Consider the following 11,187-nt stretch of genomic DNA (forward strand, 5'->3'; position numbering starts at 1 on the left):
TGATTCAACGTGGTAAAGCGAGGTGCATCTGCGCCTCCGGAATGACAGCCCGTCATTCCACCCTGTTCACCCTCTGATCAGGGTATTCGGGCCTCGGGTTTTACACCACGCAAAGGGACGCGGCCTTCGCCGCCGCTGCCGAATGCGATCTCGCCCTCATCGAGCCATTTCTCACTAAGGCCTATCAAGACTTTGGAGACCCCGCTGACCAAGCTGCCCACCACGCGGCAGCTCGAGTTGACGCCATGATTGCCCACGCGGAACAACTGGCTGTGGCCCCAATGCGGGGGGCGTCCGCGACGACCTCTTGCCAGGCCTGCGGCATCTCGCCCTTGGTCAGGCGATCTATTGGTTTCAGATCTGCGCAGAAGCGGCCCAGATTCGCGTTCTCGCCATATTTTCTGGCCGACAAGATCAGTAACGTCACATGCTCGTGAGGCTGCTTGGAACGAGCCGCTAAGAGCAGTGCTGTTTGTGGCCTTGAGCTCCAGTAAACCGGATGTCAAGCGATATTGAAAACTGAGCCAGTTCCGACCAGCTCGCTGATCTGATTAGCTGACCCCGAGCTTCCACACTGCAACTGCTCAGGAATCTGTACAGCCTGTACAGATCTATGAACATCGCCGGCACAACCCTGCTCGCCCGCATCGCCCAGCAATCAGCGAGTTCGAGTTGGGATTTCCCTGCTGGGGGAACACGGCGGATTTGCCTGATCCTTTGGCCGGGGGCAGGGGGCGGGGGCTCAGAATGGCCCCAGCGTGCCCCCTTGACCCGTGACCGATCCGGCCCAGCAAAAACCAGCCCAGCCCAACTCACCCACCCACTCATCAGCGGACTCTCTCCACGACTTCGAAGTGCAGAAGGAGCTTCACCAGAAAATCCGCAACGATCCCGACTACGACGATTGGGAGTACGGCACCGAGCCCCTGCCCCATGAGGCCTGGGTGGCCAGCCAGGCCCCTAAGCCTGAGCCGCCTGCCGCGGTTTAAGTCGTCTCACCAGGTTGAGCCCCGCCAGGCACAGCAGGGTCATCCCTATCCAGAAGCCGCCGGCGTGGCGCTGGGCGTCGAGGGCCAGCCCCGCCAGCAGCGGTGCAGCTAGGGCGCTCAGGGCAAAGCACTGGGAAAAGAGGGCCATGGCCAGGCCCCGATGTTCAGGCGGGCTCAGTTCGATCACCGCCTCGGTGGCGATCGGCAGAAATGCCGCTGCCCCCAGGGCCAGGGGCAGCTGGGCCAACAACACCAGCCACAGGCCCTGGCGGGTGAGGGCCGAGAAAGCCAGCAGCACGGTGCCGGCGGCAAAACAGGCCAGGCTGAGCCCGAGGCCTTGGGCGATTGGCCTGCGGGCCAGGGCTTGTCCCACAGGCCACTGGATCAACACCAGCAGCCCCAGCTGGCTGCCTACCAGCAGGGCGCCGAGGCTCTCGGGCATGGCCGCCCGCTCCAGCCCGCCCCGCACCAGATCCAAAGGCAGGGCGCTCTGCATCAATACCGGTAGGGAGGTGGCCAGCAGGCTGATCGCCAGCACCGGCAGCAGGGGTGGTAACCAGTGGCGCCAGGGAGTCTTGGCGGCGGCGGCGGTAGCGGACGGCTCCGGGTTGGGCAGGGGCTGGCGCAGCAGCAGCACCACGAGCACCAGGGCGCTGATGCTGTCGACCAGGTAGATCCCCCGCAGCCGCCCCGCCGCCGCCAGCAGGGCTCCCACCAGGGCGCCCGTGGCGATGCCTGCCGCATCGGCGCTGCGCGCCAGGGCATAGCCCCGGGCCGAGGGGATCGGCGCTGTACCCGAGCTGCAGCCCAGTGGCACTGCCAGCTCGATCGCCGGCCAGTAGAGGCCTGCGGCTACGCCCAGCAGCAGTTGTCCCTGGACATAGCCAGCGAAGCTGCTGGTGCCCGCCAGCCGCAGGTCACCGTGCACTATGGCGACTGCGGCCAGCAGCACCGGGATCGAGCAGGCCAGCCCCCGATCCACCAGCGCGCCGCTCAGCAAGCGCCCCAACGTGCCGGCCAGGGCCGCCAGCGCCAGCCCCTGGGTCACCGCCTGGGCGCTGAAGGCTTCCTGGTGGAACACGATCGGGGTCAGGTAGAGAACCCCGCCTGCCCCCACCGAGGCCACCAGCCGAACCAGGCAGACGTGGCGCAGGGCTGCCGGGAACTGATCCAGCCATCCGCTTGGACGGATGCGGTGGAGTTTGCTCAAGCAGGGCAATTCACGGCAGGGTGCCAGTCTGGCGGGTGTCCTTGCCCCTGGTTCCACTTCCGGTCTTGTTTCTGCGTCCCTTCGCTGCCCTGGCCCTCGGTGGGATCGCGAGTCTGCTGGCTCCCCTGCCGGCCCAGGCTGCCGATGAGTTGCGCCTCCAGCTTGACGGGCTCGAGTTGCCGATTGATCTGGTGGAGCTGGAGGCCTTCGCCCGCCAGCCGAAGCAGTCCACCCGTCCCGGGGGCGGGGCTGGGGATCTAGGGGTGTGGCTCAACCTGCTCCAGCCCCAGAGCCGTCGTGACCTGATCCGGCTGCTGCAGGCCCCCCTGTTGCAGAACCGCAGCTTTGGCCAACAGCTGCTCAACAGCTGGACCGGGGAGCAGATGCTCAAGGAAGCCGGAGGGCTGCTCACCGTTACCGTCCCCGCCGGCAAGGGCCAGGGGCCCAGCACGGCCCCGTTGCTGATGGCCAGCCTGCGCCAGCTGCTGCAAAGCCAGGGCAGGGTGTCCACCCTGGAGCTGTTGCGCTCCCTGCCCGTGGCCAGTGTCACCTTGCGCATCGACGGGGCGCTGGAGCTGGCAAGCCAATGGCGCAGCCAGCTCCAGCGTCAGAGTGGCGCCCTTGCCCAGCTGCGCCAACTGGGTTTGCCGCGGCGCAGTTCCAGGCCCCTGGCCTTTACGGGCTCCCTTAGCCGCCTGCCCAAGCGCCTGCTGTTGACCGTGCCCCACCGGGCCACGCCCCTGCCGATTGAGATCTGGCCAGCCCAGCAGCCCCGCCGGGGCCCCTGGTTGCTGCTGATGCCCGGCCTCGGCGGCAGCTCCGACCAGCTCAGCTGGCTGGCGTCAGCCCTGGCCGATCGCGGCTGGCCGGCGGTGGTGCTGGAACATCCCGGCAGCGACCAGCAGGCACTGCAGGCCTCCCTGCTGGGGGATGCGCCGCCACCGGGAGCCGAAGCCCTGCCCCAGCGCCTCGCAGACCTACAGGCCGTGCTCGAGGCCCAGCGGGAGGGTCACTTGCCTTCCTTTGGTCCGTCACCGGCCGGCGAGCAGGGGGTGGTGCTGCTCGGTCATTCCCTTGGGGGTTTGACGGCGCTGATGGCTGCTGGGCTGGTGCCGGAGCGGGGTTTGGCCCGGCGCTGTGAGCTGGCCATGGTTTCGTTGCCGCTCGCCAACCTCTCGCGGCTGATGCAGTGCCAGCTGCCCGGGATCATCGGGGATGGGGCCGCCAGCGCCGCACCGGGGCTCGCGCAGGTTTCCCAGCCCACCCCGCTGCTGGGGGTGGTGGCTTTCAATGGTTTCGGCAGCCTGCTCTGGCCGTACCGGGGCCTGCAGGATCTCAATGTGCCGGTGCTGCTGGTGGGAGGCAGCCTTGATCTGGTTACCCCCCCTGTTCAGGAGCAGTTGGCGGTGTTCGCCCGGGCCCGCCACCCCCGCAGCCGGCTGGTGTTGGTGGAGGGAGCTAGCCATTTTTCGCCAGTGCGGATTGAAAGCCGGGGCGAGGCCCTGTTTCAACTGGGAGAGGAGCTGGTGGGCATCGCGCCGCTCAAGGTGCAGGCCCTTTTGCTCAACCTCACCACTGAATTTCTCCAGGGTATGGAGCAGCCCAGCTTGCTTTCCCCCCAGCTCCGGGAGCAGGAGGGAGTGCAGGCCTACGTGCTCGACGGCGGCCAGGCCCGCCGTTGGAGACAGCGGATTCCGGAGCCCTGAGCTCAGAAGCTGATGCGGGGATCCAGTAGGGCCACCACCAGGTCCACCACCACCGTCACCAGCACCACCAGGCCAGCCACCACCACGACAATCCCCTGCACCAATGGGTAGTCGCGCTGGCTGATCGCTTCCTGCAGCCGGAAGGCGATGCCTGGCCAGGAGTAGGTGACCTCGATCAGCAGGGCGCCGCCGATCAGCGATGCCACCGTGATGCCCGTGATTGTCAGCACCGGCAGCAGGGCGTTGGGCAGGGCATGACGCACCACCACCCGGGCTTCGCCCAGGCCGCGGCTGCGGGCCGCCTCCACATAGTCGGAGCCCAGGGTGCGGCGCAGGTTGAGCCGCAAAGCATTGGCGAAGATGCCGCTCAGCAGCAGGCCCAGGGTTGCCGCCGGCAGCACCAGGTGCCGCACACTGCCCGCCAGCAGCTGCCATTGGCCCGTGGCCAGCCCAGAGCGCAGGCTGTCAAATAGGTAGAAGCCGCTGCCTTCCGGTGGCAGCAGGGTGGGCGGGAAGCGGCCCCCCACCGGCAGCCAGCCCAGCCACACCGCAAACACCAGCTGCACCACCATCGCCGCCCAGAATGGTGGCAGGGCATAGGTGCCGATGCCATAGAGCCTGCCCGCCAGATCGAGGCGGCCCTCGGGCCGGGCGATGCCGGAGAAGCCCACCGCCAGCCCGACCACGGCGGCTAGCAGCAATGCCACCACCCCCAGCTCCAGGGAGGCCGGCAAGCTCTGCTGGATCACCGCCGTCACCGGCTCCTGATTGGTGAGCGAGGCCCCCAGATCGCCATGTAGCAGCTTGCCGAGGAAGGCGCCGTACTGCTGCAGTAGGGGCTGATCCAGCCCAAGTTGGGCCCGCAGGGCGGCCCGGGCACTCTCGGGGGCGCGGGTGCCGAGTAGGGCATCGATCGGATCGCCCGGAGCCAGCCGCAGCAGCAGGAAAACCAAGCTGGCGATCAGCCAGAGCATCAGCGGCGCCAGGGCAAGCCGGGCGGCCAGATAGCGCAGCAGGGCGCGACGGCGGCTCATGGCTTGTTGAGCTCCTGCAGCAGCAGCCGGCCGGAGCCGTCGAAACGGGGCTGGCTGACATTCCGCTGGGCCCAGGCCCTGGGTGCCACCAGCCATACCGGCAGGTAGGGGTTGGCAGCGGCGGTTTGGCGCTGGATGCGACGCAGCTGGGTGGCCCGGGCGGGGCCGGTCAGGGAGGCGCTGCGCTCCAGCTCCTGCTGTAGCCCTGGTTTGGCCCAGAAACTGCCACTGGCGGAGCTGGCCCCCTTGAGACAGCGCTCACCGCGGGCCTCCTCACAGCCCAGTAGGGGCACCAGGTAGTTGTCGGCATCGGGGAAGTCGCCCATCCACTCCAACAGGATCAGCGGGAAGGCTCCCTCCCCCAGCTGGCGGTAGGCGGTGGTGGCCTCCATGCCGGTCACCTCGAGCTCGACGCAGTCGCCCAGATCTTGGCGCAGCTGGGCCTGCCAGGTCAGGGCAAACATCCGATCGGCGGGAATGTTGGAGCGGAAGGTGAGCGGCAGGCTGAGCCGCTTGCCCTGGCAGTAGCCGGCCTGGCGGTAGAGGGCGCGGGCCCGGGTCGGGCTGTAGCTGGGCCAGGCGGTGGGGTCGGAGCCCTTGAGGCTGGGGGGCACCAGATCCCGCAGCGGCGGTCGCAGGCCCAGGGTGACCCGGCGGCTGATGGTGGCCCGATCGAGGCTGTAGGCCACGGCCTGGCGCAGCCGGGGATCGTTGAGGGGCGGCTGATCGGTGAGCAGGGTGAGATAGCCGATCTCCAGGGCTGGCCCGCTGCCCTCCTGCAGCTTGCCTGCCGTGGCGCTGCGGCGCAGGGCCGCCTGCTGGTCGATCTCCAGGCTGGTGGAGAGCAACACGTCCACCTCGCCGCTCTGCAGGGCGCCGAACAGGGCGGTGGAATTACTGAGGGACACCAGGTCGATGCCGCCGTTGGCGGCTCTGGCCCCCCAGTAGCCGGCGAAGGGTTCCAGCCGCTGCTGCTGGTTGGTGAAGAAGCTGAGCCGGTAGGGCCCCGTGCCGACGAAGCGGTCGTTGAGGAAGCTCTTGCGGTGATTGCGGTAGGCGCTGGGCGAGAGGGGCGTGAGGTTGACGGCGCTGAGCAGCTCTGCCAGGGCGCTGAAGGGGCGGTTGAGGGTCAGCTCGAGCGTGTAGGGCCCCACGGCCCGCACCCCGCTCACCCGATCCCCCAGCAGATAACTGAGCTTGCCGATCGCCAGGAAGCGCTCCAGGGTGAACACCATGGCCGCAGCGTTGAAGGGCGTGCCGTCGTGGAAGCGCACGCCCTGGCGCAGCTCCACCCTGGCCGTCAGGCCATCGGCACTGACTTGGGGCGGGGCTAGCGCCAGGCGCGGCTCCAGCTGGCCGCGGGCATTGATGGCATAGAGCGGATCGCCGATCGCGCTCAAAAGCTGCATGGCTCCGAAGGTGTAGCCACCGGCTGGATCGACAGTGTCGACCCGGTTTTTGCTGGCAACCACCAGGCGCTTGATCCCCTCATGGCTGGGCCGGGGTGCCCTACAGCTGGAAAGGAGAAGCCCCAGCCCCAGGCTGCCAATCAACAGGGCCAGGGGGAGAGGCTGGGCCAGGTTTTTTTTGATAGGCGACTGGATCAGCCACTGAATCAGCCGCAGGGCGCGGGGCAAGGGGCGACGGTCAGATAGGGGCCATTCAAGTAGAGGCCATTTAAGAGCGATGGGGCGCGGCCAGGCTGACGTTCTGCAGTGAAATTTCAAAGACTTCCGAGCCCTGGCGGGTCAGGGGCCAGCGGCGCAGCCAGCAGCGGTCGTGGTGGTGGTCGATGCCGATCACTTGATAGAGCTGCTCATCACTGCCCAGCTGGACGCAGGCTCCTTGGTGAAGGTCGGCCGAGTTGGGGGAGCAGGTGGTAGTGGTCATAAAAGTGGTACTGGTCATAAAAGACGTTTACGGATCGAACCAGCGGAGAAGCTTAAGGATTGCTTTCGATTGATGGGGCCACTGTGGCTTGCCGCGGGCCTCGCTGGCCAGGGCAGGTGGCGATTTGCAGACCTGACCACGGCCAGGCCTAGAGGGTGCGGAGACAGGCGGCCACGGCGTGGACGTCGCTGAGGGCGGTAATCCTGGCTAAGGCCTGGCGGAAGTTGGCTTCGCACACCTCGTGGGTGATCACCACGATTTCGGCGTCGCCGGCGCTCTGGGTTTCGAACTGCACGATCGACTGGATCGATACCCCCGCCTCTCCGAAGCAGGTGCCGATCTTGCCGATCACACCCGCCTGGTCGCCGGTGCGCAGCCGCACGTAGTTGCGATGTTTTGTGATGGCGCTGTCCACCAGGCGGCAGGGGCGCCAGCTGCCGGCCGCCAGCAGCGGATCGAGGGGGGCTTGGCCGCCACTGCCCATCTTGTTTCCCAACTGGTTGCCCATCTGGTGGATCACCTGGCGGATGCCGGCGATGTTGAGGATGTCGGCCACGACGGCCGATGCCGTCGGCCCGGCCCCGGCTCCAGGCCCGTAAAACATCACTTCACCGACCGGATCCCCTTCCACCAGGATTGCGTTGTTGACGCCATTCACCCCGGCCAGGGGATGGGCCTTGGGCAGCAAGGTGGCATGGACCCGCACATCGAGCAGCTGCTCGGCCTGCCCACCAGCGCTGGGCAAAGCCACTTCATTAGGCATAGCCTCGGCGACTGCCAGCAGCTTCACCACAAAGCCCAGCTGGGCCGCATAGGCCACATCGCGGGCGTCGAGCTGGTCGATGCCCTCGGTGGGGATGGCGTCCCGGGGCACGCTGCCGCCGTAGGCCAGGCCGGCCAGGATGGCGATCTTGTCGGCCGCATCCCCCCCCTGCACATCAGCTGCGGGATCGGCTTCCGCGTAGCCCAGCCGCTGGGCATCGGCCAGCACGTCGGCGTAGGCCGCTCCCTCGGCCGCCATGCGGCTGAGAATGTAGTTGGTGGTGCCGTTGATGATGCCGCTGACCCGCTGGATGCGGTTTGCTCCAAGGGATTGCTTGAGCGGTTCGATGATTGGAATGCCCCCGCCCACGGCGGCCTCGATCAACACGTACACGCCATGGGCGGCGGCGGCCGCGGCGATCTCCTCGCCGTAACGGGCGATCACCGCCTTGTTTGCGGTCACCACCGGCTTGCCGGCAGCGATCGCCTGCAGGATCAGGGAGCGGGCAGGCTCCAGGCCGCCCATCACCTCCACCACGATCTCGACGGCAGGGTCTTCGATCACTGCCCTGGGATCTGTGGTCAGCAGGTCGCTCGCCAGCGCCACCGGCCGTGGGCGGGCCAGGTCGCGCACCGCCACCCGGCGCAGGGCCAGCTCGGCCACCAGCGGATGGCGCCCCTCCGGGCTCGCCAGGATGGCCGCCACGCCTGCCCCCACCGTGCCGAGCCCGAGCAAGCCGATGCCGATGGTCATGCGCTGGGGGATTGGGGAACGGCGATCCTAGAAATCCGTTGCACTGAGGGTGTCAATCCGCGGAGTCAGCCCGCTGTGTCAAGCCGCCAGGCATTGGGCCTGGGCCTGCATCTTCAGCAGGATGTTGAGGAAGCCGTTTGCCCGCGACGGCGTCAGGCTGGTCTGCAGGCCGGTGGCGGCGATGAAGGCCGGATCGATTCCTGCTGCTTGCTGCGGCGTCAGCCCCTCCAGCCCTTCGATCAGCAGGGCCAGCAGCCCCTTGGTGATGGCGGCGTCTGAATCGCCGCGCCAATGAAGGGTGCCGTTGACCAGCTCCCCGACTACAAACACCTGGGAGACGCAGCCCTTCACCTTGAATGCTTCGTTGCGGAACTCCTCAGGTAGGGGGGCGAGCTTCTTGGCCAGCCAGAGCACATATTCGTAGCGGCGCCTGGGGTCCGCGGTGCCGGCCAGGCGTTCAACGATGTGGTCCAGGGCGGGACTGCCCGTGGGGTCGGCCATCAGTTGCGATCTGGCCGGTGATCTGGCCGGTGCCGTTGACGCCAGGCCATCAGCCCACCGATGGTGCTGAGGCCCAGGAGACCCAGGCCCACACCCAGGCCATCGGAGAGCGGCTGCAGGGGCTGGCTGCCGGGCTTGCCCGCCGGAGCCCGGCCTGAGTGAACCTTGCCAGGCAGCTCCAGGTAATCGCGGTGACCGGGTCCCTGGTCTACCTGCACCTCCCAGTGGGCGGTGGCGTCCTGGGGCACCTGGAAGCGGAGCTGACCAAGGGCGTCGGTGCGGCCCAGCTCAATCGGCTGACCGCCAGGCGAGATCAGGCGCACCACCGCATCGGCGGCGGGCTGGCCATTGCCGAAACGGCTCTCGAGCACCAGTTGGTCGGTGAGGCTGCTGACCCGCTCCAAGCTGCTTTCGATTGAATGGCCCAGGGCAGGTGCCTGGCTCAGGGCCGCAGCCGCGACGCCCAGGAACAGCAAGGCTGGCAGGAGGCGCAGGCGCATCACGGGATCAGGAGGCTTGCCAACGACTATCGCTACTTTTGCCCGCCTGGACCATCCGCACCATCGAGCTCACCATCATCGAGAGGGCGTCGTTGCTCTGGCCGCGATTCTGAAGTTCGGCGGCCAGCACCTGCTCCGGGGCCGAGACGGGTTTAGCTGCAGAGGATTTGGCTGAAAAGGTGTTGGCTGCGAAGCGGGAGGCAGACAGGTCCAAATCAGGGACAGTTCGGTGAATTGATCTTGGCAAGGAGCGAAGTCGACTGCGGCCCCCGTAAAGCCTTTGTCAACAACTCTTCCCATTCACCAGTCCAGCCAGGCCAGGCCGTCCTCATCCAGCCAGCCCTGGAGGGGCACATCCCAGGGATCGCGGGGCAGGCGCTCCACCCGGCAGCCCCGCGGCAGCACCGCCACTGCCGGCACCTGGGCCCAGGCCGGGTCGGCCCGCAACCGGTCATACCAGCCACCGCCATAGCCCAGGCGGATTCCAGAGGCGTCGCAGGCCAGGGCTGGAACCAGCAGCAGCCCCAGCGCCTGGGCTGGCAGCTCCCCAGCACCGGCCAGCGGTGCCGGGATGCCGCAGCCATCTGGCCCTAGGGGATCACCTGCCCGCCAGGGCCGGTAGACCAACCGGGCACTTGGATCCCGCGGGTCTGCCGTGATCGCAGGCAGGGCCAGTCGGCCAGGCAGCAGGTTTTGCAGCGAGAGCAGGTTGATTTCGCCGGGCAGGGGGCAGTAGAGGCCAAGTAGGCGGCCATCGGCCAGCAGGTCTGTCACCTGCTTCTGGGCTTGGGCCTCAATGGCTGGTTGGGCTCTTTCCACCAACCCCTGGCGCAGGGCCCGGAAGTGGCGGCGCAGGCTCGCCTTGGTGGCTCCGCCGCTGGCGCTCATCGCTGGAACCAGCCCGTCAGGGCCGCCGCCAGGGCATCAGCGGCGTCGTCGGGGCGGGGCGGGGTGTCGAGGTTGAGCTCCCGCATCACCGCTTCGAGCACCTCATCTTTCTGGGCGTGGCCATGGCCGGTTAGGGCCTGCTTGATCTGCATCGGCGGAAACTCCACCACCGCCACGCCAAAGCGGGCCAGGGTCATCATCAGCACGCCCCGGGCCTGGACCACCGAGATCGTGGTGCTGGAGCGGTAGAAGAAAAACTTCTCCACCACCGCCAGCTGGGGCTTCCAGGTGCGGATCAGTACCCGCAGGTCGCGGGCGATCTCCACCATCCGCTCGCCCTCGCTGCGGCCAGGTTCGGTGCGGATGATGCCGCAGTCGAGCAGGTGCTGGGCGCCGCCGCGCTGCTCCTCCACCTCGATCACCCCATAGCCAACGCGGGCCAGGCCGGGATCGATGCCGAGGATGCGCACTAGGCCGCCAGGGCCAGCTCGAAGGCGCTGCGGTCGGCGGAGTCGGGCCGCTCGAACACCTTGCAGAACACCTTTACCACCCGGTCGCCTGTGTCGATCGTCTCCAGAGGGTCCTTGCGCAGGCGGTGGCGCAGGCAGCAGGCCACCACCCGGGCCACGTCGTTCTCGTCCACCTCAGTGCGCCCCTCGAAGGCCGCCAGGGCCCGGGCGGCGCGGTTGGTGACGATGTCGCCGCGCAGGCCATCCACATCCAGCTCGCCGCAGACGGCGCTGATCCGCAGCCGCAGGTCGTCGTCGAGCTGCACCTGATTGAGCAGTTGTTGGGCCGCCACCACCCGCTCCTGCAGGGCGTCCTGGCTGGTCGCAGCGGCCTCACTGAAGCCGTCTGGATCGCTGTCGAAGGCGGTGCGCTGATCCACCACCTGCACCCGCAGCTCCGGATCGCGCACGGTGCGCACCTCCACGCTCATGCCGAAGCGATCG

General features: G+C 67.8%; 12 protein-coding genes and 1 pseudogene. 2 read left to right on the forward strand and 11 right to left on the reverse strand.

Going from position 1 to position 11,187, the window contains the following annotated elements; translation table 11 throughout:
- The first annotated feature begins 773 nt into the window (after positions 1-773).
- Positions 774-989: a hypothetical protein gene (locus KBZ15_RS09650; protein WP_255014997.1), complete on the forward strand. Its 216-nt coding sequence runs from the start codon at positions 774-776 to the stop codon at positions 987-989.
- Here the strand turns inward: KBZ15_RS09650 and KBZ15_RS09655 are convergent.
- Positions 961-2,199, reverse strand: a complete 1,239-nt coding sequence (locus tag KBZ15_RS09655) for an MFS transporter (protein ID WP_255014998.1) — start codon at positions 2,197-2,199, stop codon at positions 961-963. The two genes, KBZ15_RS09650 and KBZ15_RS09655, sit on opposite strands and share 29 nt — an antisense overlap.
- Before the next feature lie 65 nt (positions 2,200-2,264).
- On the opposite strand from KBZ15_RS09655, the gene KBZ15_RS09660 reads away from it, so the two are divergent.
- Positions 2,265-3,905 carry an alpha/beta hydrolase gene (locus KBZ15_RS09660; RefSeq protein WP_255015000.1) on the forward strand — a complete coding sequence of 547 codons (1,641 nt, stop codon included), beginning with the start codon at positions 2,265-2,267 and terminating at the stop codon, positions 3,903-3,905.
- A 2-nt stretch (positions 3,906-3,907) separates the two neighbouring features.
- On the opposite strand, the gene KBZ15_RS09665 is transcribed toward KBZ15_RS09660, so the two are convergent.
- The 10 genes and pseudogenes from KBZ15_RS09665 to KBZ15_RS09715 form a co-directional block, all read right to left on the reverse strand.
- On the reverse strand, positions 3,908-4,939 hold the full coding sequence (locus tag KBZ15_RS09665; RefSeq protein WP_255015001.1) for an ABC transporter permease: 1,032 nt from the start codon (positions 4,937-4,939) through the stop codon (positions 3,908-3,910).
- Positions 4,936-6,576, reverse strand: coding sequence for an ABC transporter substrate-binding protein (locus tag KBZ15_RS09670; RefSeq protein ID WP_315859870.1), 1,641 nt, complete (start codon positions 6,574-6,576; stop codon positions 4,936-4,938). Before KBZ15_RS09670 ends, KBZ15_RS09665 begins: the two co-directional genes overlap by 4 nt.
- Before the next feature lie 40 nt (positions 6,577-6,616).
- Positions 6,617-6,847 carry a hypothetical protein gene (locus tag KBZ15_RS09675; protein WP_255015003.1) on the reverse strand — a complete coding sequence of 77 codons (231 nt, stop codon included), beginning with the start codon at positions 6,845-6,847 and terminating at the stop codon, positions 6,617-6,619.
- A 130-nt stretch (positions 6,848-6,977) separates the two neighbouring features.
- Positions 6,978-8,345 (reverse strand): homoserine dehydrogenase, encoded by a 1,368-nt coding sequence (locus KBZ15_RS09680; protein WP_255015005.1) that lies wholly within the window; start codon positions 8,343-8,345, stop codon positions 6,978-6,980.
- Positions 8,346-8,423: 78 nt separating this feature from the next.
- Positions 8,424-8,846 (reverse strand): SufE family protein, encoded by a 423-nt coding sequence (locus KBZ15_RS09685; RefSeq protein WP_255015007.1) that lies wholly within the window; start codon positions 8,844-8,846, stop codon positions 8,424-8,426.
- A complete protein-coding gene (locus tag KBZ15_RS09690) occupies positions 8,846-9,346 on the reverse strand; it encodes a hypothetical protein (protein ID WP_255015009.1) in 501 nt (166 codons plus the stop codon). Before KBZ15_RS09690 ends, KBZ15_RS09685 begins: the two co-directional genes overlap by 1 nt.
- Before the next feature lie 7 nt (positions 9,347-9,353).
- Positions 9,354-9,560, reverse strand: a complete 207-nt coding sequence (locus KBZ15_RS09695) for a hypothetical protein (protein WP_255015011.1) — start codon at positions 9,558-9,560, stop codon at positions 9,354-9,356.
- 86 nt (positions 9,561-9,646) lie between these two features.
- Positions 9,647-10,234, reverse strand: a complete 588-nt coding sequence (locus tag KBZ15_RS09705) for a 5-formyltetrahydrofolate cyclo-ligase (RefSeq protein WP_261357541.1) — start codon at positions 10,232-10,234, stop codon at positions 9,647-9,649.
- The gene (gene ruvC / locus KBZ15_RS09710; protein ID WP_255015012.1) at positions 10,231-10,704 is read right to left on the reverse strand and encodes a crossover junction endodeoxyribonuclease RuvC; all 474 of its coding nucleotides are present in this window, start codon (positions 10,702-10,704) and stop codon (positions 10,231-10,233) included. Before ruvC ends, KBZ15_RS09705 begins: the two co-directional genes overlap by 4 nt.
- Positions 10,704-11,187, reverse strand: a pseudogene (locus KBZ15_RS09715) (magnesium chelatase ATPase subunit I); the annotation flags it as partial. The gene ruvC and the pseudogene KBZ15_RS09715, both read right to left, overlap by 1 nt.

This window comes from Cyanobium sp. BA20m-p-22 (assembly GCF_024346275.1).
GTDB lineage: Bacteria > Cyanobacteriota > Cyanobacteriia > PCC-6307 > Cyanobiaceae > Cyanobium_A.